Source organism: Salinicola rhizosphaerae, assembly GCF_014652715.1.
Taxonomy (GTDB): Bacteria; Pseudomonadota; Gammaproteobacteria; order Pseudomonadales; family Halomonadaceae; genus Salinicola; species Salinicola rhizosphaerae.
Map to the genome: position 1 here is coordinate 384,857 of NZ_BMZI01000004.1, position 23,327 is coordinate 408,183.

Consider the following 23,327-nt stretch of genomic DNA (forward strand, 5'->3'; position numbering starts at 1 on the left):
GTTGGCCCGTTGATCCAATGACAAGCAGGGGGAGTGCCAACATCGTTCGAATGGCGGCGTTTCAAGGGGATAGGCGTCAACGCAGTGAGCGCAGCCGGTAAGTGCCGGTGCCGAAGGCACACCGCTGGTGCAGGCGTGCCAAAGTCTGCACGTTAACGACGCTGCGGCGATGCCGTTGAAGAGCGCGATGGTGTCCCGGAAGGGATCAACGCGTCCCGGATGGAATAACGGCGGCGAACAGGCAGCGGCCAGCGGTCACTGCGCGGATCGATCGAGCATCGCGACCAGGTCGATGACGCTGCCGGCAACTTCGACCAACGGTTTGCTCTGGTCCATGGCCGTCTTGCGCAGTAGCCGATAAGCCTGCTCCTCGCTCAGCTGCTGGTGCTCCATCAGCAGACCCTTGGCACGCTCTATCCGCTTGCGGTCGCGCAGCGTCTTGCGCGTACTCTCCAGCTCATCGCTGATCTGCTGGAGTCGCGCGTTCTGGGTCTGGACCAGGTCGATCAGCGAGCGATCGAAGCGGGATTCGATGGCGTTCGTCGTCAATGTCGCGAACTGCGGCGCCGACTGGCTGGTGACCGGCTCACGTAACAGATTGACCGGGGCGGCCCAGGATTCGGTCTCGAGGCTCTCGCGCAAGCGTGCGATGTCGTTGATGTCGTGTTCCGCCTGTCGGGTGCGCTCGCGGCAGCCGGACTGCAGCTCGTCGACGATCAGATTCTCGATGGTCTTCATCGCGTCGATGCGTTGGGTCGTGATGGCATACCACTGCTCGCCCGGGCTATCGAGCTTTCTCGGCAGGGGCGAATCGTGAATCGCCAGATCGCGAAGGTGGGTGACCGCCTCCTGAATCGGCGGCGCCACTTCGGCCTGCCAGCGCTCGAGCAACGCCGGGCTCGCGAACTCCGCGAAGGTATCGAAACAGCGCTGCTGGGCATCGATCAACTGCTGCAACGTATGACGATGGGCTTCGTCGAATGTGCCGAGCGTGAAGCCGAGCGCACCGCAGGCACGCTCCTGGCCAGCAAGCTCCTTGCCCTGGATGAAATGGAAAAGGCACACCAGGACACGGGTGATGTCCGGATCGCTGGCCGTGTCGGCGGCTTCGAACACGACGGACAGCAGGTTGGCGATGACGCGGTTGAAAAGCCGAGTGGCGTCGTCGGCGCCGAGGCGCTGTGTCTCGATCTCCGCGCGGATGGCGGGAAGCGCATCGAGCCCGTGCCAGACCGCGGCGATGCGTTTGAAAAGACGCGCGTCAGCCAGCGGCTTGGCGCCCTCCTCGATGGGTGAGATCCACGCGTCGAGACGCTGGCGAAGCGTGGTTTCGAAACCCTGGCTATCGGCGATACGCTGATGGCGCTGCTCGGTAAAACGTTGGCCGTGCGACCCGAGATAGATACTGGAGGCGCCGCGCTCGCGCTGGAGGGCGTGAACCAGACGCGACAGGTCGCCGACGATGGCTGCCGTATCGGCCAGCCGCGTGAGCTGTTCGATTTCGGCACGTTTTGCCGTCCGTAGCAGTTGTTCTGTCGCAATCATTGTTATTGGTATCCTCATTCTGTCGAGCGCCGCCGGGCGGTGGGCCGAGCGATAACCGAGCAGCCAAGGCCACCGCGCATAGGGGGCCACCTCTCGGTTACCCATGACTCTACCGCGCCCGCTCGAGCGGCGCACGCGGCGACGGACGAGGCGATCACCGCGCAGACACCGAATGATGAACGACAGGACCGCTGCATGAGGAGGCAGCGGCGGCAGTTATAGCAGCAGTGACGGTGCTGCGATCACATGGAGGATAGAAGAAAGAGCCCGTTCAGCCGGTGTGGCCAATCGGGAACGGTCAACCGAGTTCGGTCAACGTGGCCCCCGCACTTCGTATTCGCCCTCCAGCACTCGGTGGCGCCGCGAGGTGTCGGCATCTTCCGGTTCATCGGCCGAGCCGCCAGCATACTGCGCCTGAGAGGCGCGGACCTGCTCGGCGTGCTTCTTCATGCGATGTCGCAGGAGTGGCAGCAGCGCCCAGCCGACGATGAGAAAGAAAAGGCCCAGCACGGTGCCGACGATCAGCATGGCACCGAAGAGCAGCCAGGTGAACAGCATTTTCAGACCGCCAGCGCCCGGGGCGGGGCGCGAGCTGTCGACGCGGGCTTTCCACTGCTGGGTAGCGCGCCAAGCGGCATTCTGGTTATGACGTTGATCGCTCATCCGGTTTCTCCTGTGGCGTTGGCGTCGGTCCGGCCGAGACTGTCTCGGTGCAGGTCGAGGTCGAAATCCTCATGGGTGGCACCGGCCCGATAGCCTTCGATCTCGATGTGCCCATCACTATCGACTTCGAGTTCCGAAAATCGTTGCATGCCGCGTTGCCTGGCCTGCTCGAGCGCAGCCCGCAGCTCGTCACCATCCAGGCTCCAGTCAGGCGTCGTCGAGCGGCGCTGGCTTTCTCTCAGCAATTCACCGTCGTTCAGGCGCATGGCAACGTCAAGCTCCCAACCATCCGCGCGCCATCCCTCGATTTCGAGACGGTTGTCGTCCGCGTCGACGTCGAACTTTTCATAACGGGTAAAACCGTATTGACCGGCCTGGTCCAGCAGGCGTTGGAGATCGCTGCTGGATAGGGCCTCGCCGCCGGCCATGGCGGCTGTGCTCATGCTGCCGCCGAGAATGGCGGCCGGCAGTAGCCAGTTTCGTGAGGTCATGCGTAGTGTCATCAATGGGTCCTCCTGAGTCCGCCGGGCGGATGTTCGAACCGAGGCGCAGGCGGGCGGCCGCGAGGCCGCCTGGAGATCTCCGCCACGTCGAGAATCGTCGTTATACGCCGAGCGACCTTGCAACGGGCTGACGGCCAAATTCACTTCCGATTCATCACGCGGGGCACGATCGGTAGCGCCAGGTGTGCTCGCGGCGGGAGCGGAGGGACGAGAGGCGTTCATTCCTGATTAATGGCGATTGGGCGATACTGCGAACATGACAATGCGCAATTCACTTTTCGTTCTGCTGATCGCACCGCTGCTGCTGAGCGGCACCGTCCTGCCGGCGGCTGCCGACGGACCGGCGTGGCGAGACCTGCACAAGGAGGTCGAAGAGGGGCACCTGGTCGGCCTCACGGAGATCATGGACTGGCTGGAGGCCCGCTATGAGGGACAGATTCTCGAAGTGGAACTCGAGCAGGACAATGACGACGGCCGGATCGAGTATGAAGTGGAGATGATCGGTCCGCAGGGGCAGGTGGTCGAGTTCGAATTCGACGCCGAGAGCGGTAAGCTGTTGAGCATCGAGGGCGTCAACATCGATGCCATGAAGAAATGAGGCCTCCCGCAGCGACAATCGCCAGGGGGCCGGCGGTTCGCGTACGAGCATGAGTGGTAAAGGATTGAATCGATGAAAGTGCTGTTGGTCGAGGATGATGCCGCGCTGGCGTCGGCGCTGGTATCGGCGCTGGCGGAGGCTGGGTTGTTGGTCGAGTCGACGGGGACGGGGCAGGAAGCGGATTTCCTGGTCCGTACCGAGCGCTACGACGCGGTCATTCTCGATCTGGGGCTGCCGGACGGTGACGGCACGCGCTGGCTCTCGCAGTGGCGGGAAGACGAGATCGATCTGCCTGTCCTGGTGCTGACCGCCCGCGAGCGCTGGTCGGACAAGGCTGCCGGGTTCTCGGCCGGGGCCGATGACTACGTGGTGAAGCCGTTCGAAACCGCCGAGATTCTGTTTCGGCTGCGGGCGCTGGTGAGGCGGAGTCACGGGCATGCGCATCCGGTCATTCGGGTGGGCGAGCTGACGCTTGATACCCATACCGGCAGCGTCACGCTTGCGGGTCGACCGATCACGCTCACCGCACAGGAGTCGCGTCTGCTCTCGTATCTGATGCATGCCTCGCCGCGCATCGTCAGCCGCTCGGAGCTTGCCGAGCATGTGTACAACCGCGATCACGAGCCGGACTCCAACGTCATCGACGTGCAGATCAGTCGTCTTCGACGCAAGTTCGGACGCGCCCGTATCGAAACGCTGCGCGGGCAGGGCTACCGACTGGTGGATCTCGAGGCTGATTCGTGACCCGCAGGCGGTCACGGAGTCAAGCGGCACAGACGCAACGCCCGCGATCGAAGCGATCGCTGAAGGCCAGTCTGCAGCGGGCGCCGCTCGGTGCTCGCCTGCTGGTCGCATCGCTGGTACTGGTGTTGGTGCTTCTACCGCTGGCAGGGGCCGGCCTGACCTATAATTTCCGCCAGTCTGCCACGGCATCCTTCGATAGCCGGCTGGAGTCCCAGCTCAATGCGCTGCTGGCCGGTATCCGCGTCGATAGTGTCGGCCAGCAGCTCCAGCTCAACCGATCGCTCGGCGACGCTCGCTTCGAACGGGTCTATTCGGGTTGGTACTGGCAGGTCAGCGATGGGGCCGATCTGTCGCTGGCGTCACGCTCGCTGTGGGACCAGCGACTGCCGATGCCGCAGCACGAGGAGGGTGTCAACGTCTACGAGGTGACCGGACCGCGACACGAGACGCTGCGCATGATCGAGCGCGACATTCAGCTACCGGGCGATGCCAATGCCGTTCACGTGGCGCTGGCGGGCTCGACCCACGAGCTGGATCGCGAGGTCGGGCGCTTCGAACGCTTGCTGATCGTCTCGCTGGCAACGTTCGGCGTCCTGCTGCTGGGCGGGCTGGCGCTGCAGATGCGCTGGGGCCTGGCGCCGCTGCGGCGGATGTCGGCCAATCTGCGGGCGGTGGAGGAGGGCGAGGCCGAGCGGCTCGATACCGAACTGCCGGCCGAACTCAAGGAAGTCGCGCTCGCGATGAACAGCGTGCTCGAGCGTGATCGTCGGCTGATCGAGCGCGGTCGCGCGGCAGCCGGCAATCTGGCCCACGCCCTGAAGACCCCGGTCAGCGTGTTGAAGACGCAGGCCGAACGGTTTCCCCCCGAGCAGCGGAAACCGATTCATACCGAGCTCTCGCGGATTGACGAGGCTGTCCGCCACCACCTCGCCCGCGCCTCGGCGGCAGGCGGCGCGGCGTTCTCCGGACGCATCGCGATTGCCCGGACCATCGAGCCCGTGGTGCAAGGGTTGTCACGTCTCGCTCAGCGGCGGGGGTTGCGCTTTCATGCCGATATCGATCCCGATGCCATGGCTCGGATCGATCCGCAGGACCTCCAGGAGTTGACCGGCAACCTGCTGGAAAATGCCCTGCGCTGGGCAGCCCACGAGGTTCGCTTGACGGTGAAATCGGCCGAGCACGGTGCGAATCTGCGCATCGAGGACGACGGCCCCGGCATGACCCGAGCCCAGAGCGAAGCGGCGCTGGCACGCGGAGTCAGGCTGGACGCGCGTGGCCCCGGGTCCGGTCTGGGTCTCGCGATCGTCGAGGATCTGATGGCGCTCTACGGCGGTTCGCTGCGGCTCGATCGAGCAGCGCTTGGCGGGCTGCTTGCCGACGTCTGGCTTCCGGTATCGCCAGTCTCTCCCCATGCGGTGCTGCCGCCGAGTCGATCCGACCCACCTCCCCGACATTCGGATTGACCGGATCGCTGCCGAGCGCCTGCGGCCGACGTCCTGCGTGTGAGCTCACGCCAGCCGCAGCTCTCCCCGCACCACGCTCCGGAAGCCCTTCTGACCCGGCGACTCGACGGCGGCCATGGCGAACTGCAGCGCCTGATGGGCGATTTCCGGCAGGTTGTGATGTATGCACGGAATATTGATGCCGAAGACGTCGCTGTGCTCGAGTTCGTCGATGCTGAATAGCTGCACATCTCGCTGCGGGCGCTTGCCGTGCTCGTGACACAGCTTCAGCACGGCCATGGTGATCTGGTTGTTGGCACCGATAATTGCCTCCGGCCAGTCGTGACGATCCAGGTAGTCGCGCAGCGCGCGGTAGGCCGGCTCGAAGCTGAAGTCGCTATAGACGACATCCAGCGCGATATCGTGGTTGCCGATCGACTCGCGCAGGCCGGACATGCGACCGATCGAGACCATCGAGTCGGCCGGCCCCGAGACCGCCAGCAGTCGTGAAATGCGCCTGTCCGGTGCGCTGTTTTCGAGCGCATTGTGCTCGAGAAAATAGCGCCCGGCCTGATAGCCGCAGTCCAGATTGTCGATATAGACGCCGCCGTAATGGGGCGCCTTCAATTCGCGGTCGACCAGCACGACCGGAATGTTCGCCGCCTGCAGCGTGTTCAGGTAGGCAGGGTAGTAGTCGATATCGGACGAGATTACCGACAGGATGATCGCGTCGACGGAGAACTCGATGAGCTTGCCGATCGCTTCGGCTTCCAGCGTTTCGGACTCGTAGGAGTCGAACACCAGCACCGTATAGCCTTGCGCCCGCGCGGCGAGCGTGACTTCCCGCGCCACGCGGGCAAAGAAGGGGTTGGTCATGTTCGGATTGACCAGACCGAGCGTTCGCGTAGGCGAAGGCTCTTTCGAACTGGCCGATTGAGATTGCGGCACGTAATTGAGCTCGCGGGCAATCCGCAGGATCTGCTGGCGTGTCTCGGCGTGAACCTTGTCCGGCGACGTGAAGGCGCGCGAGACGGTGATCTTGCTGACGCCTGCCTGCCTGGCGATATCTTCCAGCGTGGTGCGAGCCATGTGCCGACGCTCCTTGACTGATTTCTTGCCTGATGCCTGCCTGGTTTTCGTCCGGTTTCGACGTAGCCCGATCGCCGATCCCGGACAATGCCGGCGCCACTGCGCTTCCTGAACGTTTTCCGCTGAGCGAACGCTACCAAAGTCGAAGGTGGATCGCAGGTGGCCTTTAGCGATGCATTTTGTGTCATTTCATATCATCGATATTCTCCTCTGGTGATCTTATTTTCTCTAATACTTAGGTCTATCCACGACGTTAAACCTTGGTATTAGATTTTATAAAATATTGATTTATAACGTTTTATTATTTTCAATCCAGCTTGATTATCGCGATGTTACGTTTATGATTTCTTCTTGATGTCACGCGCCATGCGCTGGCCTACATGCCGGACGTGGGTGAATGATATGAGTGGATAATTCGAACGGGAACCTGTCCGCCAGTACACATGACCTGAGATCGGTCGTGACCGAAGTGTCATCGAAGCCCGGCGTATGAGTGCGCCGTGAGTGATAGCAACGACAAGCGCCACGAGAGGAATTCGAGATGAGACGATTTGCCCGAGTGCTACCGGTTATCGGCATGTCAGGCATGGGGTTGGCAGGCCTGGGAGTCTGTTTACCGGCCATGGCGCAGAGCACAGAAATCACTGTCGCCACTGTCAATAATCCTGACATGGTAACGATGCAGAGCATGATGTCCGCGTTCCATCAAGCGCATCCCGACATCAAGGTAAACTGGGTGACGCTGCCGGAGAACGAGCTGCGTCAGAAGGTGACCACGGATATCGCCAGCGGGGCCGGTCAGTACGATGTAGTCACCGTGAGCAACTACGAGACGCCGATCTGGGCGCAGAATGATTGGCTGAAACCGCTCGATGAAGATCTGCCGGAAGACTACGACGTTGACGATCTGCTCGCACCGGTCAAGGAGGGGCTGTCGGTCGATGGCGAGCTCTACGCGCTGCCGTTCTATGCCGAGTCCTCGGTCACCTACTATCGCAAGGATCTGTTCGAGAAGGCCGGCATCGAGATGCCCGAGAAGCCAACCTGGGATCAGATGAAGGAATTTGCCTCGAAGATTCACTCACCGTCTGACGGTGTCTACGGCATCTGCCTGCGTGGCCTGCCGGGGTGGGGGCAGAACATGGCGCTGTTCGGCACCATGGTCAACAGCTTTGGCGGACGCTGGTTCGATATGGACTGGACTCCGCAGCTGGACAGCCCCGAGTGGAAAAACGCGGCCAACGCCTATGTCGAACTGCTCAACGACTACGGCCCGCCGGGCGTGACTTCCAATGGTTTCACCGAGTCCGAGACGCTGTTCGCCAACGGCCAGTGCGGCATGTGGGTCGACTCCACGGTCGCCGCCAGCTATGTCAGCGATCCGGACACGTCCAAGGTCGCGGAGGATGTCGGCTTCGCGCAGGCGCCTTACCAGACTACCGAAAAAGGCTCGAACTGGCTGTTCACCTGGGCGTTGGCGGTGCCGCAGTCCTCTCAGCATCAGGACGCCGCCGAGACGTTCATCGAGTGGGCGACCTCGAAGGACTACATCAACGCCGTTGCCGACGAGAAAGGCTGGCTGTCGGTGCCGCCGGGAACGCGTCAATCCACCTATGACAGCGCGGATTACAAGCAGGCTGCGCCGTTCGCGCCGCTGGTGGAGAAGGCAATCAGCAGCGCCAGCCCGACCGATCCCAGCGCACAGGAGGTGCCGTATACCGGTGTCCAGTTCGTCACCATCCCGCAGTTTCAGGCGATCGGTACCCGCGTCGGCCAGCTGATGGCGGCCATGCTCTCGGGCCAGCAGAGTGTCGACGATGCGCTGAGTCAGGGGCAGGCCTTCACCGAGCGTCTGATGCAGCAGACGGGCAAACCACAGTGAGCCGCCTGCCCGGCGCAGGACCTCGCGTCGAGCGGGGCTAGTGCCCGGGACGATGCCGACCATGGATGGCCGGCATCATCTCGACGCGATTCGGCCAAGCGGCTGTCCATGACAGCCGTCATCTCCGGGAAATACCCATGAAAGCCATGTCTCGATCCCTGACGCAGAACGCGAACCGGGAGGCGCCCGGCGCGCGCTCCTTCTCGCGCACCACGCGCCTTCTCATGGCGCCGGCCGTCATCTTTCTGCTGATCTGGATGCTCGTGCCGCTGCTGATGACGATCTATTACTCGTTTCAGCAGTACAACCTGATGATGCCGATGTATGACGGCTTCGCCGCTTTCGGCAACTACGCGATTCTCTTGAGTGACCCGGTCTTCTGGGAAGCGCTCGGCAATACGCTGATCATCGTCCTCGCCAGCCTCGTCGTGACCGTCTGTCTTGGCCTCGCGCTGGCGCTATTGTTCAACCGGACCTTCGTCGGTCGTGGCGTGGCGCGCACGCTGGCCGTCGCGCCGTTTTTCGTCATGCCGGTCGTGACCGGCCTGATCTGGAAGAACATGCTGTTTCACCCGGTCTATGGGTTGTTCGCCTGGATCGCGCGTCAACTCGGCCTGGAACCGGTCGACTGGCTCGCGCACTACCCGATGGTGTCGGTCATCATCATGATCACCTGGGAGTGGACGCCGTTCGCGCTGCTGGTGCTTCTGACAGGCCTGCAGTCGTTGCCGGAGGATCAGATCGAGGCGGCCCGGCTCGACGGCGCCAACGCCTGGCAGGAGTTTCGCCATATCGTGGTGCCGCATCTCGGTCAGGTGCTCTACGTGGTGGTGATGCTGGAGAGCATCTTCTTTCTGACCTCGTTCGCAGAGATCTACACCACCACCAGCGGCGGGCCCGGTACGGCGACGACCAATCTGCCGTACTACATCTTTCAGACCGTGTTCCAGCAGTACGACATCGGCATGGCGTCGGCGGCAGCCATTGGCGCGGTCGTGCTGGCCAATATTTTCGCGATCATGCTGATCCGCTTCATCGCGGGCAACCTCAACGCGGGGGCGCAGCAATGAGAACTCAATCCGGCAACGCGCTTTTGGGTATTCTCGCCTGGCTCGTGGCGCTGGCGATCTTCTTCCCGATCCTGTGGCTGCTGCTGACGGCCTTCAAGACCGAGCAGGAAGCCTTCTCCGTTGACCCGACGTTCTGGTTCATGCCGACCCTCGAAAGCTTCAAGACAGCACTGGCTCAGGGTAGCGGTTACTGGCACTACGCCTGGAACTCGGCACTGACCGCGGTCGCCTCGACCATCATCGGCCTGGCGCTGGCGGTACCGGCCGCCTACGCCATGGCGTTCTATCCCAACAAGCGCACCGACTTTCTGCTGGTGTGGATGGTCTCGACCAAGTTCATCCCGGCAGTCGGCGTCCTGATTCCGATCTTTCTGGTTTACAAGACGGTGGGGCTGCTCGACCACGCCCTGGGGCTGACGCTGCTGTTCACCGCCATGAACCTGCCAATCATCGTCTGGATGGTCTACTCCTACTTCCGCGACATTCCCAAGGACATCGTCGAAGCCGCGGATATCGACGGTGCCAGCGTACTGCAGACGCTGTTCAAGGTCGTGCTGCCGCTGGCGCTGCCCGGTCTGGCCTCCACCGGCTTGCTGGCCCTGATCCTGGCGTGGAACGAGTCGTTCTGGAGTATCACCATGACCGACCATCGCGCGGCGACGCTCGCGGTCTACATCGCCTCGTTCAAGAGTGCCGAGGGGCTTTTCTGGGCCAAGATGTCCGCCGCGTCGGTGCTGGCGATCGCGCCAATCATCGTGCTCGGTTGGTTCACGCAGCGTCAGATGGTGCGCGGGCTGACGTTCGGTGCCGTCAAGTGATCCCGATCTTTTCCGAACCTTTTCAAGAGGGCTAGCGAGATGGCCATCGTCGAACTCAAGAACGTCGCGAAGCAGTACGGCAGCAGCAACAGCAACGCCGTCGACAATTTCAACCTGACCACCCGAGATGGTGAATTCGTGGTACTGGTCGGCCCTTCCGGCTGCGGCAAGTCGACCACCATGCGCATGATTGCGGGGCTCGAGCGCAACACCGGCGGCGAGATCCTGATCGGTGGCGAGGACGTCAGCCAGGTGCCGCCGAAGGAGCGCGATATCGCCATGGTGTTTCAGAGCTATGCGCTCTATCCGCACATGACAGTGGCGGAGAACATGGCGTTCAGCCTGAAACTGAAAAAGCGCCCTGCCGAGGAGATCAAGGCAAAGGTAGACGAGGCGGCGAAGACGTTGGGCATCGAACCGCTGCTCGCGCGCAAGCCGCGCGAGCTCTCCGGCGGTCAGCGTCAGCGCGTGGCGCTGGGTCGCGCGATCGTGCGCAGCCCGCAGGTCTTTCTGATGGATGAGCCGCTCTCCAATCTGGATGCCAAGCTGCGGGTCGACATGCGTGCCGAGATCGTCAAGCTGCACAAGCGGCTCAAGGTCACCACGTTCTACGTCACCCACGACCAGGTCGAGGCGATGACCATGGGCGAGCGTATCGTGGTCATGAAGGACGGCGAAATCCAGCAGATCGACACGCCGATCAACCTCTACGAGCATCCCGCCAATCGCTTCGTCGCCGGTTTCATCGGTAACCCGTCGATGAATTTTCTGCGCGCCACCCACAGCGATGGCGCGGTCAGCGGCGAAGGGTTCCGCTTGACGCTGGACGCCGGGCTGCGTGAGGCAAGTGAATCTCACGGCGGGGATATCTGGGTGGGTGTGCGGCCCGAGCATCTTTCCGTCGCACAGGGTGAGGCGGAAAACCGGATCGACGGCCGGGTCGAGGTCGTCGAGACCCTGGGCGCGGTGACCGTGGTTCAGGTCAATGTTGGCGATGCCACGCTCACCGCGCAGTTGTCGGGGCATCGCCAGATCGAGATCGGCGAGCCGCTCTCGCTGACCTGCGAGAGCGACAAGCTCCATCTTTTCGATGTCGAGACCGATCAGGTCATCGCGCGGCGTGCTGCCGGCGAAGCCGCCGCTCTCGCCGACTCTCACGCTTGAGGAGCCGAATTTCATGACCACACTCGACACGCTGGCGCTGGATCGCCTCGATGCCGCCATCGACAAGCCGAAATACGATCGCCGTCAGGTCAAACCGGGGATCGTCCATTTTGGCGTCGGCGGTTTTCATCGGGCGCACCAGGCGATGTACCTCGATTCGCTCATGAACCGGGGCGAAGCGCTCGATTGGGGCATCGTCGGGGTCGGCGTCATGCCGGGCGACCGACGAATGCAGGAAGCGCTCGCCGCGCAGGATCATCTCTATACGCTGGTCGTCAAACATCCCGATGGCGAATATCAGGCCCGAGTGATCGGCTCGATCATCGACTATCTGTTCGCGCCGGACGATATCGAAAAGGTGCTCGAGACGCTCGCCGATCCGCAGATACGTATCGTCTCGCTGACGGTAACCGAGGGCGGTTACAACTTTCATCACGTCACCGGGGAATTCGATCTCGGTAACCCCGACGTCAAGCACGACCTGGCCTCACCCCGGGTGCCGAAAACGACCTTCGGCCTGGTGATCGAAGCTCTGGCGCGCCGTCGCGAGCGCGGTCTCGAGCCGTTCACGGTCATGTCCTGCGACAACATTCAGGGCAACGGTGAGGTGGCGCACAAAATGTTCGTCGCCTACGCGAAGGCTCGCGATGCCGAGCTGGGCCAGTGGGTGGACGAGCATGTCCAGTTTCCCAACTCGATGGTCGATCGCATCACGCCGGTGACGACCGAGGCCGATATCGCCGAAATCCGCGATCGCTTCGGCGTGGAGGATCGCTGGCCCGTGGTCTGCGAGCCTTTCACCCAATGGGTGCTGGAAGATCACTTCACGCTGGGGCGTCCGCGCTACGAAGACGTCGGCGTGCAGGTCGTCGACGATGTCATGCCCTATGAGCTGATGAAGCTGCGCCTGCTCAACGCGAGCCATCAGGCGCTGACCTACTTCGGCTATCTTGCGGGTTACCGCTACGCGCACGAGGTGTGTCAGGACGAGCTCTTCGTCGCGTTCCTGCTCGACTACATGAACATCGAAGCCACGCCGACGCTGCGCCCCGTGCCGGGTGTGGATCTCGACGACTACAAGCAGACGCTGATCGCGCGTTTCGCCAATCCGGAGATCAAGGACACGCTGGCGCGGCTCTGTGCCGAGAGTTCGGATCGGATTCCCAAGTGGCTGCTGCCGGTCATCCGCGAGCAGCTCGCCGACCGTGGTGACGATGGTGGCGGCGACATTCGACGCAGTGCGGCCGTGGTCGCGAGCTGGGCCCGATACGCTGAGGGTGTCGACGAGCAGGGCGAACCGATCACCGTTGTCGACCGTCTCAAGGATGAGTTGATGGCGATCGCCAAGCGCAACCGCAGCGAGCCGACCGCATTCATCGAGAACCGACAGCTGTTTGGCGATCTCGTTGATGACGAGCGCTTTCGCACCGCCTATCTCGAGGCGCTCGAGCGGCTGCATCGCGATGGCGCACGAGCCTGCGTCGAAAATCTCGTCGGACGTTGACGCCGGAAATGAGCGGGGTAAGGTCGATGCGCCAAAGCGTGGGGCCGCACGACAGACGACGCTGGTGAAGACCAGGGGCTCGATGGCCCATGCGGCGGCTCCTATCAGATGCAACACAGAGACCGGGAAGCCTGAACCATGTATATCGGCGTGGATTGCGGCACGCAGAGCACCAAGATCGTGGTGGTCGATGACAGTGACGGCCGGATTGTCGGCGAGGCCTCGCGGCCACATCGTCTGGATCAGGGCGACAACGGTCGCCGCGAGCAGCGGGTGGAAGAGTGGACCGAGGCGTTTCGCGGCGCGCTTGGCGAAGCGCTGGACGATGCCGGTGTCAGCGCGGGCGCCGTTCGTGCGATCGGTATCTCGGGTCAGCAGCACGGCATGGTCGCGCTCGATGCCGACGGCGTGCCGGTGCATCCGGCCAAGCTCTGGAACGATACCGAGACGGCCGAGTGGAACGCGCGGCTGATCGAGGCAATGGGCGGCGAGCAGGGCTGTATCGACCGGCTCGGGCTGGTGCTGCAGACCGGCTATACCGCCTCCAAGATCGCCTGGCTGCGTGAGACGCACCCCGAAGCGTACCGACGCATCGAGACGCTGCTGCTGCCGCACGACTATCTCAACTTCTGGCTCACCGGCGAGCGCGTGGCCGAGTGTGGCGATGCATCGGGGACGGGCTATTTCGATACGCGCACGCGGCAGTGGCGTCGAGATGTCTTCGAGCTGATCGCGCCGGAGCTCGATGCCGACCGTGTTCTGCCGCGGTTGATCGAGTCGCGCGAAGCGGTGGGCAAGGTGCGTCCCGCGCTGGCTGCCGAGCTGGGTCTCGGCGATGACGTCATCGTCGCCAGCGGCGGCGGTGACAACATGATGGGCGCGATCGGCACCGGCAACATCGAAGCGGGCATGGTCACGATCAGTCTTGGCACTTCGGGCACGATCGCCGTGCACTCTCCGGAGGCGGTGGTGCCGGACAACGCCATGGTAGCGAATTTCTGCGCCAGCCACGGCGGCTGGCTGCCGTTGATCTGCACGATGAACGTCACCTCCGCGACGACCACCCTGCGCGAGCTGGTGGGACTCGATATCGAAGGCTTCAATCGCGCCGTCGAGAAGGCCGAACCCGGCGCCGGCGGCATCACGCTGCTGCCATTCTTCAGCGGCGAACGGGTTCCCGCGCTGCCGCAGGCGCATGCCAGTCTGAGTGGCATGACGAGCTTCAACACCAACCCTGCCAACCTGTGCCGCGCCGCCGTGGAGAGTGCGACGTTCGGGCTACGTTACGGGCTCGAGCTGCTCGGTTTCCTGGCCGGTCAGGCGACCCAGGTGCGGCTGGTCGGGGGCGGTGCGAAAAGTGCAGTCTGGCGCCAGATCGTCGCCGACATCCTTGATCTCGAGGTCGTTTGCCCTCAGGTCACGGAAGCGGCGGCGTTTGGCGGGGCGATCCAGGCGCGCTGGTGCGACCGCCGCGAGAGCGATGCCAGTCTTTCGGAGCTCTGCCGCGACTGGGTCCGGCTCGATGATTCGACGCTGACGCGACCGCATCCGGAAACGGTCGCCAAGTATCACGGCATCTACCGTCGCTATCGCGAGGCCTTGCAGAAAGAACACGGTATCGCACTGCCGCGAGGCCACTGATTGCGCTCGTCGAGATTGACGTTCAGGCTCTCCGGGACCGGCGAGGAGGCAGCTACGGTGTTATGCTTCAGAAATCGGCATTGCGAGGTGCGATGACGCGCCGCGATCTCACGTCACATCGAAGGAGCGACTCATGACACAGCAACTGGACTCTCTCAAACAGCTTTCCAAAGTCGTTGCCGACACCGGCGACCTGGACGCGATTCGCCGCTATCAGCCGGAAGATGCAACGACCAACCCGTCACTGATCCTCAAGGCCTTCGATCTCGAGGGCTATCAGGGGTTGATCGACGAGACGCTTTCCGCCGTGAAATCGGAAATCACCGATGTTGATTCACGCGTCGAGGAAGCGGTCGATCGGCTATGCGTGGCAATCGGCACCGAGATCACCAAGCTGGTCCCGGGCAAGGTTTCGACCGAAGTGGCCGCCAAGCTCTCCTTCGACGAGGAGGCGAGCATCAAGAAGGCGCATCATCTGATCGAACTGTACGAAAAGCAGGGCGTCTCGAAGGACCGCGTGCTGATCAAGCTGGCTTCTACCTGGGAAGGCATTCGTGCCGCCGAACGGCTGCAGAAGGACGGTATCAACTGCAACCTGACGCTGCTCTTCTCCGATGCTCAGGCGCGCGCCTGCTTCGAAGCCGGCGTCTTCCTGATTTCGCCCTTCGTCGGCCGCGTCACCGACTGGTACAAAGCGGCAACCGGTACCGAGTCCTACGCCCCGGACGAAGATCCCGGCGTCGTCTTCGTGCGCGGCGTCTGCGACTACGCGGCTCGTTACGCCTATGACACCGTGGTGATGGGTGCGAGCTTCCGCAACACCGATCAGGTGCTGGCGCTGGCCGGCTGCAACCGCCTGACCATCTCACCCGCGCTGCTCGAAGAGCTTGCCTCGACCGAAGGCGAAGTCACCCGCAAGGTGACCGACACCGGTGAGAGCAGCAAGCGCCTCGAGCGCATCGGCGAAGCGCAGTTCCGCTGGGAGCATAACGAGGACGCGATGGCGACCGAGAAACTGGCGGAAGGCATTCGCAAGTTCGCCGCCGACCAGGCCAAGCTCGAAGGGCTGCTGGCCAAGCGTCTCGGCTAAGCTTTTGCTGGGTATTTTACGAAGACACCCGGCCATGTGCCGGGTGTTTTGGTATCTGGCAGCGGTGACGGTTTTGGTGGGAGCGAGCTCTGCTCGCGAAGGCGTTGCTTCGCGAGCAAGCGGCGGCACGATTGTTACCCTAGGGCCAGTTTCTCACGCCGCCTTCCAGACATCCGCCAGAATCTCGTAGGACCGCACTCGGTCGGCGTGGTCGAAGCAGTCGGTATTGACCATGATCTCGTCGGCACCGGTCGTCGCCAATAGTTCATCGAGCTGTTGCCGAATCGATCCCGGTCCGCCGACCACGGCTGCGCCGAGATTCTGGGCGACCATCGCCTGCTCCTGTGGCGACCAGTCCAGTGCCTCGACCGGCGGACGCGTACGGGTGCTCTTGCCACGAATCAGATTGAGGAATTTCTGCTGCTGGGTCGTGGCGAGAAAGCGCGCGCGGTCGTCGCTGTCGGCGGCGACCAGCGGGATGCCGATCATCGCATGGGGATTGTCGAGTACGCCGGGCTGGAAGCCTTCGCGATACAGGTGCAGCGCCTCGATCATGTAGCCGGGGGCGAACTGCCCGGCAAAGGCGAAAGGCAGGCCGAGGCGGGCGGCGAGCTGAGCGCTGAAGCCGCTCGACCCCAGTAGCCAGATGGGAACGTGCGTGCTCTCGCCGGGAATGGCGCGCACTCGCTGTCCGGGAACGCTCTCGCCGAGATAGCGGCGCAGCTCGTCGAGGCGATCGGGGAAGTCGTTGATACCCGCACGTGGATCACGCCGCATCGCCTGCATGGTGATGCCGTCCGAGCCCGGCGCTCGACCCAGCCCAAGGTCGATCCGGCCGGGGTAGAGCGTCTCGAGTGTGCCGAACTGTTCGGCGATCACCAGCGGCGGATGGTTGGGCAGCATGATACCGCCGCTGCCGATGCGAATCGTCGAGGTGGCCCCCGCGAGGTGGCCGATCAGAACGCTGGTCGCCGCGCTGGCGATGCCATCGATATTATGGTGCTCGGCAAGCCAGTAGCGGTTGTAGCCCAGGCGCTCGGCGTGCTGGACGAGATCGACGCTGTTGCGAAAGGTTTCGGCTGGCGTGCCGTCCAGCGTGATCGGCGCCAGATCGAGTACGGAGAGGGGAATGTCGGCTAGTCGTGACATGAGGAGGTTCTCGCAGTCGGTGGCAGGGCGCTTGTCGGTAATTCCTTAGCACCCTCATGACTCCCATCATGAGGGCATGACAAGGGAATGCAACCGCGATACGTCTGCTACCGGCTGGCTCTCGGGATCTCCTGGTCCTAGTTCAGCTCGGAGAGAAGTCGCTGGATTTCCTCGCGACGGCCGGCGTCGGCAACCTCTCTTCCCGGGCGCGGCGACGCGGCAAGCGCCTTCTGCAATGCCTGGCGAGCGCCGGCGTCGTCATCGTTATCGTGAAGGAAACCGGCCCAGAAAAAGTTGCTGTCGATGCCGTCGGGGTTGATCGACAGTCCGTTCTGCAGGAGCGTTTTGGCCTTGTCGTCGTCGCCGAAGCTGATCGGCCAACCGGGGACCTGGTGATAGAGCGTACCAAGACTGGTGTAGGCCGACCCGTTCAACGTATCGGGATCGATGGCCAGTGCTTTTTCGAACGCCTGTCGCGCGTCCTTGACTTGTGAAAGCGCGCTCAGGCCACCGCCTGCACCGGCTTCGGAGGCGCGGATGATACCGGCCCAGGTGTACAGTTCGGCGCTATCCGGGTGGGTCTCGAGCAGGGCCTGTGCTCGCTGGTAAAGCTGGTCGAAGGCGTCCTCGCGGCGCGCTTCCGGGGTCTGATAGCGAATATTGGCCCAGCGGCTCTGCAGCTCGTGCAGACCGGCCGCGACCGACGTCTCGGCGTCATGCGTCGGGGATGCGGCCTCGGCGACGGCGTTCACCGAGGTGACGCCCATTGCGACGGCAAGCATTAGCGGTATCCATAGGGTTTGGCCTGTCATATGTCGAGTGTCCTGGTGTCATGGAGTAATGGACGGCTGGCGAGCGTGGCGCTGAATCGTCTGGAGACGCTTCTTCAAGGCGCGATCGACGATACCCGGCAGCAGGCCGTTGAGTCTGACCAGCAGGCATTCGGGCCAGCCGATCTGGCGGTCCTTGGTGCCTTTCTCGATGTCTCGGACGATGGCATTTGCGACCTCGCGAGGCGCATCGACCGAGTTGCCGAGCGCGGTATTGAGCGCGTCGACGTTGGCGTCGTTCATCTCCGTGCGCGTCGCACGCGGCGCGATATGCAGGACGCGAACCGGTGTGTCCGTCAGTTCGCGACGCAGCGCCTGACTGAACCCGCGCAGCGCGAATTTGGTGGCACAGTAGACGCTGTAACCGGGGTGGCCGATGGCACCGAAGGCGGATCCGACGTTGACGATCCAGGCGGCGTCGTGCCGCAGTAGTCTTGGCAGCAACGCCTGTGTCACCAGCAGCGTCGCGGTGACGTTCGTCATCACCATTCGCTCGATCTGCTCGGCATGCTGCTCTTCGAACATGCCGAAATGGTTGATGCCGGCGGCATTGATGATCATGTCGACGCGAGCTATCTCCGCTGCCTGAACGATACGCCGACGTTCGCTGGTGATCCCGATATCGGCGGCTACCGTCTGTATCCGCTCCGGCGCCTGCGCGGCGAGTGCGCGCAGGGCATCGACATTGCGTCCGGCGACAACCAGCTTCGCGCCTCGATCGGTGAGAATCGACACCAGCTCGCGACCAATACCGCCGGTAGCGCCGGTCACCAGCACGCAGCGATCAGACCAGCGCATGGCCTAGCTCCTCGTGACTGGATTGACTGCCGGCATCGCGTTCGAGATTGCGGAACATGGCGCCATAGAGTCGGTAGACCATGTTGGCGGTATCGATAATCGCCTGGAGGTCCGCAGGGTCTTCCAGCCGATTGATCTGCTCCTCGAAGAACGCCAGATGGCCGACATCCAGGCTGCCGTGAGACTCGAGATAGCGGAAGGCATCGGCAGGCAGGTTTGCTCCCTGGCGAATCTGCTCCGCGGCCTGGGTGGCAATGGCGGTGCTGGTACCCTCCAGTACATGAACCATGCCGAAGAAGCCGATCGGGTTGTCATGGGCGATCACGTCGCGCACGTAGCGTACCATCAGCTCGGTGGCCGGTGCCGGTCGAGCCGACGCCGTGGCGTCGGGATCGCCCCCCAACGCGCGGATGTCATCGAGAATCCAGGCCTGGTGGCCGTACTCCTCTTCGATGTATTCGACCAGCGCGCCACGCAGCCACTCCAGACGCTCGGGCAGCCGAGCGCCGCAGGCCATCATCAGCGGCACCGTCTGCTTCACGTGATGGTATGCCTGCTCCAGGAACGCGAGATACGGTGCTTTGGTGATGTCGCCACTGAGCGCACGCTGGATCACCGGCGTCTCGAGTAGCCATTGACGATGTTCGGCGGTGGCCTGCTGAAGGGTTTCATAGTTGGTCATGGAGTCGTCTCCTCGGGATCTCGGAAAAGGGCGGGCGCTCGCGAGTGCCAGTCGCCGATTCTCGTCAGGGTGTCGTCGGGCCGGGTCTCGGCATCGACGGATCAGGTTGCGGATGTCGCAGTGGTCGTGTCGGCAGCGGTGATCGGAGCTGCCAGCCAGTCGGCGTGAGCCGTTTCCAGCGCCTCTCGCCGGAGTCGCCCGTTGGCCGTCGCCAGCCCGTTGAGTGGCGTGAACGGTGCCGAAACCCGCCAGCGGGAGATGCGGGCATAGTCGGGCAGGCGTTCATTGGCGCGAGCCACGGCTGCCTGAAGGGCTTCCTCGCTGACGGTATCGCTTCCGGGTACCAGCAGTGCCCGGTTGGCAGGTTGGGCTTCGCCGTAGACCCAGGCCTGGGCGATGACGGGCTCGGCGGTCAGTTCCGCTTCGACCCAAGCGGGATCCACGTTGCGCCCGTACGCCGTGATGAAGACCTGCCTACGCCGGCCTTTCAAATGCAACGTGGCGTCTTGCCATTCGCCAAGATCGCCGGTCGGCCATCGCTCGATGCGTGAGCTCGGCTCACCGAGATAGCCAAGCATCAGAGCCCCGGCGGCGTGAATCTCACCGTCGTCGTCGATTTGCAGGTCAACGTGTGGAAGTGGACGCCCGACGCTGCCAAGGTGTTGCTCGCCGGGGCGATTCAGTGACACGACCGAGGCACACTCCGACAGACCATAGCCTTCGAAGACGGGCCAGCCCGCGGACTGTGCACGCCGCAGTAGTTCGGGAGAGACCGTGGCTCCGCCGACGGCAAAGAAGCGACCGAAGTCGATCGGTGCCGGACCCTGGCGAGCCAGTAGCGCCGATAGCAGCTGGGGAACCAGAATCAGACTGTCCGGCGCTTCGGCGAGAATGAGATCCCATCCCTTGGCGCTATCGAAGCCGCTTGCACCTGACCAGCCGACATCGATCAGCGACGGCAGTGTGACGCGGGCCCCCAGCCACAGTGGGGCGTAGATGCCGCCGATATTCTCGAGCAGCGTCGCCAGCGGCAGCAGCGTCAGGTGATGCTGGATATCGCATGGTCGCGTCACGGTCGCCAGGCTTTCTGCTACTTTCAGTGGCGCATCGCTATCCAGGCAGACCCCTTTCGGCGACCCGCTGGTGCCGGAGGTGAAGGTGATCTTCTGCGTTCCGACTGGCAGCTTCGGTGGTGAAAGGCACTCGCGTTGAGCGATATCGCTATCGCCTGTCGCGGTGAAGCCCAATGGCGCGAATGCCGACGGTGTCCCGATGACGGTGTCGATCCCGGCCTGGTCGAGAACGTGAGCGACCTGCGTCGGCGAGAAAAAGCTCGGCAGCGGCACGCAGACGATGCGGTCGCGCATCATGGCCAGGTCCCACAGTGCCCAGTCGACGCCGTTGTCCAGCGCCAGTCCCACTCGAGTCGCGCCACACTGCTTCAGACGGGCCCCGCGTTCGGCGATTCTCTCGAGAAGTGCCGCGTAGCTGACGCGCTGGGCCGCATCTGCCAGCGCAATCTGGTCAGGGCGCTGCCTTGACAGTGTCTCCAGGTGTTCGAAGAAGGCGTCAAGCATGGCTGTCTCCCTTGTTTCGGCTAACGGCGGCTGGCACGGTGGTAGGCGGCAGGCGAAAACCGCGAGCGCCGAGCTGGTGCCAGGCGGCCACGAGGTCACCGCCCATGACCCATGGGCGATGCAGGTAGTAATTGCCCCACTCCTCGACTGTCGGCCCCAGCCGGGTGGGGTCGGCCTCGGCCAGCTGACGCACATCCAGCCCCAGTCGGCGAAAGCCGTTACGGACCGCAGCTGTCGCGGTGAACGCCAGCCAGCGGCACTCTTCGGCGACCAGCGTCTCGATCAGGGAGACGATCAGCGGAACGGCCAACCCAGGGCGTCGGGTCGCCAGGTTGCCGATCTCGGCAAGCGCTGCCCGCTGCACGGGTTGCGTCAGCGCTTCTGCCAATGCCTGCTCGATCGGCACTTGAAGATAGGACTCGAGAAACAGTGGCGAGGGGTCCGCTCGTCGGGCACCGACGGCCGCTTGAATCTCGCTGCCTTCCCACAGCGCGAACAGGCGCGGGGCGAAGTGATGAATCGCAGCGCCATGCTGTTCGCGGTAGGTCTTTGCAATGAAGCTCTCGGCGTCGGTGCGCTCGGTGCCGCCGACTTCACGCCAGACGAGCGCTCGAGAGAACGATTTGAAGGATGGCTCGGGCATCTGGCGCCCCTCGCGAGTGAATGTTCTCGGTAGGGTGCGCCGCGCTCACTTAACGAAAGCTTACGCTTCCAGGGAAGCCGGGAGACACGGAGCCGATCCGCGCACGTTCGAAACGCCGGGGCCCCGTCATGCGTTGCGCTGTGGCCTCGTCGTCTACACTGATGTGTGAACTTGCCGAAACGGCCTTCGGCAAATCGGGATAAAACAAGGGGTGAACATGGCCAAACTTGGCAAGGAAGGCGTATTCGTCGTCTCGGCCGTCGTGATCGCTGCGATTGTCGCCGTCGGTGCCATTTTTCCGACGCAGTTCGGCAATATCGCCAACACGGCGCTTAGCGGGACGACGCACTATTTCGGATGGTTCTATCTTCTATCCGTTTTCGGTTTCGTGATTTTTCTGATCGCGCTGGCTTTCAGCAAATACGGTAAAATCCGCCTCGGACCTCAAGATAGTAAGCCAACCTATGGGTTCTTCTCCTGGGTCAGCATGCTGCTCGCCGCCGGGTTTGGCGTCGGGCTCGTGTTCTACGGCATGGCGGAACCGATGACCCATTATCTCACGCCGCCATTCGGCGACGTCGAGTCCGCGACGCCGGAATCGGCGCGCTATGCCATTCAGTACGCGTTCTTCAACTGGGGTATTCACCAGTGGGCGGCGTTCTCGGTCGTCGGGCTGATCATCGCCTATTACCAGTTCCGCAAGGGGCAGGCGGGCATGGTTTCCAACGTGCTCTCCTCGGTCACCGCCAAGCGCCCGAAGCTGCGCAGGCTGGCGCCCATTCTGGATATCTTCGCCGTGGTGGCAACCGTGATGGGCGTGGCAACGTCGATCGGCCTTGCGGTGCTGCAGATCAACGGCGGGCTGCACTCAGTCTTCAATGTGCCCGAGAACATGTGGTGGCAGTTCATCATCATGGGGGCCATGTTCATCTGCTACATGATTTCTGCAACCTCCGGTCTCGATAAAGGCATCAAGAATCTGTCGAACCTGAATCTGATCATCTGCTTTGCGCTGATGTTCTACATTCTGTTCACCGGGCCAACCGTCAAGATTCTCGAAACCATTACCCTGGGGCTCGGTGACTATCTGCAGAATTTCATCGGCATGAGTCTGAGAATGTCGCCCTTCGACAACAGCGAGTGGGCAGCCAGCTGGACGATCTTCTACTGGGCCTGGGTCATCGCCTGGTCACCGTTCGTCGGCACTTTCGTTGCCCGAATTTCCCGTGGTCGCACGATCAAGCAGTACGTCTTCGGGGTGCTTGTAGTACCGCCTCTACTGGCCTGTCTTTGGATCGGTGTGTTTGGCGGTGCGGCGCTGCAGATGGAGCTCAACAGCGATGCCGGACTGGCTCAAGCGACCGCCGATAACATCACCTCGGCGCTTTTCCGCATGTTCGATCTGATGCCGTTTTCCAACGTGCTGTCGATCGTCGCGCTCTGCCTGATCTTCATCTTCCTGGTGACATCGGCGGATTCGGCGACCTACATCGTCTCGCAGATGACCGATAACGGCTCACTCAATCCGCCGTTGATGAAGCGAATCATTTGGGGGGTACTGATCGCCGCGATCTGCCTGACACTGCTATCGGCCGGTGGCGAAAACGGGCTGAAAGGGTTGCAGTCGGCATCGGTGCTGTCGGCATTGCCCTTCACGTTCATTCTGTACGGCATGATATTCGTCACGCTCAAGGAGCTGCGTGCCGATCGCAAGGCGATGCTGACCGCACTTTATCGTCGTCACAGCGATACGCCGGTCGGTGCCGATGCCTTCGAGGCCGAGATGCTCTCCGAGGAGGACCGCTACCGTCGCGCGCCGGACGTCAAGAATCGCCGCATCAACGCGCGCTGACAATCTCCAGGCGCGCTTCGCGCGACACTCGCGACGGGGCCCG

21 protein-coding genes are annotated in these 23,327 nt (G+C 62.9%); 11 read left to right on the forward strand and 10 right to left on the reverse strand.

Going from position 1 to position 23,327, the window contains the following annotated elements:
- Nucleotides 1–255: 255 nt before the first annotated feature.
- From IE125_RS10510 to IE125_RS10520, 3 genes are all read right to left on the reverse strand, one after another.
- Entirely contained in the window at nt 256–1,545 is a 1,290-nt protein-coding gene (locus tag IE125_RS10510; protein ID WP_189444610.1) for a nitrate regulatory protein, read from the reverse strand.
- Between the two features lie 312 nt (nt 1,546–1,857).
- Complete coding sequence (locus IE125_RS10515) at nt 1,858–2,208, reverse strand: hypothetical protein (protein ID WP_189444611.1); 351 nt, start codon at nt 2,206–2,208, stop codon at nt 1,858–1,860.
- Nucleotides 2,205–2,711, reverse strand: a complete 507-nt coding sequence (locus IE125_RS10520; protein WP_189444612.1) for a hypothetical protein — start codon at nt 2,709–2,711, stop codon at nt 2,205–2,207. The genes IE125_RS10515 and IE125_RS10520 overlap by 4 nt, the downstream gene beginning before the upstream one ends.
- 256 nt (nt 2,712–2,967) lie before the next feature.
- On the opposite strand from IE125_RS10520, the gene IE125_RS10525 reads away from it, so the two are divergent.
- The 3 genes from IE125_RS10525 to IE125_RS10535 all read left to right on the forward strand — a co-directional run bounded on the left by IE125_RS10525 (nt 2,968) and on the right by IE125_RS10535 (nt 5,516).
- Nucleotides 2,968–3,309 (forward strand): PepSY domain-containing protein, encoded by a 342-nt coding sequence (locus IE125_RS10525; RefSeq protein WP_189444613.1) that lies wholly within the window; start codon nt 2,968–2,970, stop codon nt 3,307–3,309.
- 72 nt (nt 3,310–3,381) lie between these two features.
- Entirely contained in the window at nt 3,382–4,053 is a 672-nt protein-coding gene (locus IE125_RS10530; RefSeq protein WP_189444614.1) for a response regulator, read from the forward strand.
- Nucleotides 4,050–5,516 carry a sensor histidine kinase gene (locus tag IE125_RS10535; protein WP_229809046.1) on the forward strand — a complete coding sequence of 489 codons (1,467 nt, stop codon included), beginning with the start codon at nt 4,050–4,052 and terminating at the stop codon, nt 5,514–5,516. The genes IE125_RS10530 and IE125_RS10535 overlap by 4 nt, the downstream gene beginning before the upstream one ends.
- Before the next feature lie 45 nt (nt 5,517–5,561).
- On the opposite strand, the gene IE125_RS10540 is transcribed toward IE125_RS10535, so the two are convergent.
- On the reverse strand, nt 5,562–6,584 hold the full coding sequence (locus IE125_RS10540; RefSeq protein WP_189444615.1) for a LacI family DNA-binding transcriptional regulator: 1,023 nt from the start codon (nt 6,582–6,584) through the stop codon (nt 5,562–5,564).
- A 541-nt stretch (nt 6,585–7,125) separates the two neighbouring features.
- Between IE125_RS10540 and IE125_RS10545 the strand changes: the two genes are divergently transcribed.
- The 7 genes from IE125_RS10545 (at nt 7,126) to tal (ending at nt 15,753) form a co-directional block, all read left to right on the forward strand.
- Nucleotides 7,126–8,466: an ABC transporter substrate-binding protein gene (locus IE125_RS10545; RefSeq protein ID WP_189444616.1), complete on the forward strand. Its 1,341-nt coding sequence runs from the start codon at nt 7,126–7,128 to the stop codon at nt 8,464–8,466.
- 137 nt (nt 8,467–8,603) lie between these two features.
- Nucleotides 8,604–9,536 carry a carbohydrate ABC transporter permease gene (locus IE125_RS10550; RefSeq protein WP_189444617.1) on the forward strand — a complete coding sequence of 311 codons (933 nt, stop codon included), beginning with the start codon at nt 8,604–8,606 and terminating at the stop codon, nt 9,534–9,536.
- Nucleotides 9,533–10,354: a carbohydrate ABC transporter permease gene (locus tag IE125_RS10555; RefSeq protein WP_189444618.1), complete on the forward strand. Its 822-nt coding sequence runs from the start codon at nt 9,533–9,535 to the stop codon at nt 10,352–10,354. The genes IE125_RS10550 and IE125_RS10555 overlap by 4 nt, the downstream gene beginning before the upstream one ends.
- A gap of 39 nt (nt 10,355–10,393) precedes the next feature.
- Complete coding sequence (locus tag IE125_RS10560; RefSeq protein WP_189444619.1) at nt 10,394–11,518, forward strand: ABC transporter ATP-binding protein; 1,125 nt, start codon at nt 10,394–10,396, stop codon at nt 11,516–11,518.
- Between the two features lie 13 nt (nt 11,519–11,531).
- Nucleotides 11,532–13,022: a mannitol dehydrogenase family protein gene (locus tag IE125_RS10565; RefSeq protein WP_189444620.1), complete on the forward strand. Its 1,491-nt coding sequence runs from the start codon at nt 11,532–11,534 to the stop codon at nt 13,020–13,022.
- A 138-nt stretch (nt 13,023–13,160) separates the two neighbouring features.
- A complete protein-coding gene (gene xylB, locus IE125_RS10570) occupies nt 13,161–14,663 on the forward strand; it encodes a xylulokinase (protein ID WP_189444621.1) in 1,503 nt (500 codons plus the stop codon).
- A 133-nt stretch (nt 14,664–14,796) separates the two neighbouring features.
- Nucleotides 14,797–15,753, forward strand: coding sequence for a transaldolase (tal, locus tag IE125_RS10575; protein ID WP_189444622.1), 957 nt, complete (start codon nt 14,797–14,799; stop codon nt 15,751–15,753).
- A gap of 153 nt (nt 15,754–15,906) precedes the next feature.
- Here tal and IE125_RS10580 read toward each other — a convergent pair whose 3' ends face one another.
- The 6 genes from IE125_RS10580 to IE125_RS10605 all read right to left on the reverse strand — a co-directional run bounded on the left by IE125_RS10580 (nt 15,907) and on the right by IE125_RS10605 (nt 21,432).
- Nucleotides 15,907–16,902: an LLM class flavin-dependent oxidoreductase gene (locus tag IE125_RS10580; RefSeq protein ID WP_189444623.1), complete on the reverse strand. Its 996-nt coding sequence runs from the start codon at nt 16,900–16,902 to the stop codon at nt 15,907–15,909.
- A 137-nt stretch (nt 16,903–17,039) separates the two neighbouring features.
- Nucleotides 17,040–17,684, reverse strand: a complete 645-nt coding sequence (locus IE125_RS10585; protein ID WP_229809047.1) for a tetratricopeptide repeat protein — start codon at nt 17,682–17,684, stop codon at nt 17,040–17,042.
- 48 nt (nt 17,685–17,732) lie between these two features.
- Nucleotides 17,733–18,530 carry an SDR family oxidoreductase gene (locus tag IE125_RS10590; protein WP_189444625.1) on the reverse strand — a complete coding sequence of 266 codons (798 nt, stop codon included), beginning with the start codon at nt 18,528–18,530 and terminating at the stop codon, nt 17,733–17,735.
- Complete coding sequence (locus IE125_RS10595) at nt 18,517–19,212, reverse strand: iron-containing redox enzyme family protein (protein WP_189444626.1); 696 nt, start codon at nt 19,210–19,212, stop codon at nt 18,517–18,519. Before IE125_RS10595 ends, IE125_RS10590 begins: the two co-directional genes overlap by 14 nt.
- 101 nt (nt 19,213–19,313) lie before the next feature.
- A complete protein-coding gene (locus tag IE125_RS10600; RefSeq protein WP_189444627.1) occupies nt 19,314–20,789 on the reverse strand; it encodes an AMP-binding protein in 1,476 nt (491 codons plus the stop codon).
- On the reverse strand, nt 20,782–21,432 hold the full coding sequence (locus IE125_RS10605) for a thermostable hemolysin (RefSeq protein WP_189444628.1): 651 nt from the start codon (nt 21,430–21,432) through the stop codon (nt 20,782–20,784). The genes IE125_RS10600 and IE125_RS10605 overlap by 8 nt, the downstream gene beginning before the upstream one ends.
- 217 nt (nt 21,433–21,649) lie before the next feature.
- On the opposite strand from IE125_RS10605, the gene IE125_RS10610 reads away from it, so the two are divergent.
- On the forward strand, nt 21,650–23,284 hold the full coding sequence (locus IE125_RS10610; protein ID WP_189444629.1) for a BCCT family transporter: 1,635 nt from the start codon (nt 21,650–21,652) through the stop codon (nt 23,282–23,284).
- Nucleotides 23,285–23,327: the final 43 nt, after the last annotated feature.

Excerpts from the sequence above, each read along its gene's own strand:
- IE125_RS10510 (WP_189444610.1), bottom strand. The coding sequence starts at position 1,545 with ATGATTGCGACAGAACAACTGCTACGGACGGCAAAACGTGCCGAAATC.
- IE125_RS10515 (WP_189444611.1), bottom strand. The coding sequence starts at position 2,208 with ATGAGCGATCAACGTCATAACCAGAATGCCGCTTGGCGCGCTACCCAG.
- IE125_RS10520 (WP_189444612.1), bottom strand. The coding sequence starts at position 2,711 with ATGACACTACGCATGACCTCACGAAACTGGCTACTGCCGGCCGCCATT.
- IE125_RS10525 (WP_189444613.1), top strand. The coding sequence starts at position 2,968 with ATGACAATGCGCAATTCACTTTTCGTTCTGCTGATCGCACCGCTGCTG.
- IE125_RS10530 (WP_189444614.1), top strand. The coding sequence starts at position 3,382 with ATGAAAGTGCTGTTGGTCGAGGATGATGCCGCGCTGGCGTCGGCGCTG.
- IE125_RS10540 (WP_189444615.1), bottom strand. The coding sequence starts at position 6,584 with ATGGCTCGCACCACGCTGGAAGATATCGCCAGGCAGGCAGGCGTCAGC.
- IE125_RS10545 (WP_189444616.1), top strand. The coding sequence starts at position 7,126 with ATGAGACGATTTGCCCGAGTGCTACCGGTTATCGGCATGTCAGGCATG.
- IE125_RS10550 (WP_189444617.1), top strand. The coding sequence starts at position 8,604 with ATGAAAGCCATGTCTCGATCCCTGACGCAGAACGCGAACCGGGAGGCG.
- IE125_RS10555 (WP_189444618.1), top strand. The coding sequence starts at position 9,533 with ATGAGAACTCAATCCGGCAACGCGCTTTTGGGTATTCTCGCCTGGCTC.
- IE125_RS10560 (WP_189444619.1), top strand. The coding sequence starts at position 10,394 with ATGGCCATCGTCGAACTCAAGAACGTCGCGAAGCAGTACGGCAGCAGC.
- IE125_RS10565 (WP_189444620.1), top strand. The coding sequence starts at position 11,532 with ATGACCACACTCGACACGCTGGCGCTGGATCGCCTCGATGCCGCCATC.
- xylB (WP_189444621.1), top strand. The coding sequence starts at position 13,161 with ATGTATATCGGCGTGGATTGCGGCACGCAGAGCACCAAGATCGTGGTG.
- tal (WP_189444622.1), top strand. The coding sequence starts at position 14,797 with ATGACACAGCAACTGGACTCTCTCAAACAGCTTTCCAAAGTCGTTGCC.
- IE125_RS10580 (WP_189444623.1), bottom strand. The coding sequence starts at position 16,902 with ATGTCACGACTAGCCGACATTCCCCTCTCCGTACTCGATCTGGCGCCG.
- IE125_RS10585 (WP_229809047.1), bottom strand. The coding sequence starts at position 17,684 with ATGCTTGCCGTCGCAATGGGCGTCACCTCGGTGAACGCCGTCGCCGAG.
- IE125_RS10590 (WP_189444625.1), bottom strand. The coding sequence starts at position 18,530 with ATGCGCTGGTCTGATCGCTGCGTGCTGGTGACCGGCGCTACCGGCGGT.
- IE125_RS10595 (WP_189444626.1), bottom strand. The coding sequence starts at position 19,212 with ATGACCAACTATGAAACCCTTCAGCAGGCCACCGCCGAACATCGTCAA.
- IE125_RS10600 (WP_189444627.1), bottom strand. The coding sequence starts at position 20,789 with ATGCTTGACGCCTTCTTCGAACACCTGGAGACACTGTCAAGGCAGCGC.
- IE125_RS10605 (WP_189444628.1), bottom strand. The coding sequence starts at position 21,432 with ATGCCCGAGCCATCCTTCAAATCGTTCTCTCGAGCGCTCGTCTGGCGT.
- IE125_RS10610 (WP_189444629.1), top strand. The coding sequence starts at position 21,650 with ATGGCCAAACTTGGCAAGGAAGGCGTATTCGTCGTCTCGGCCGTCGTG.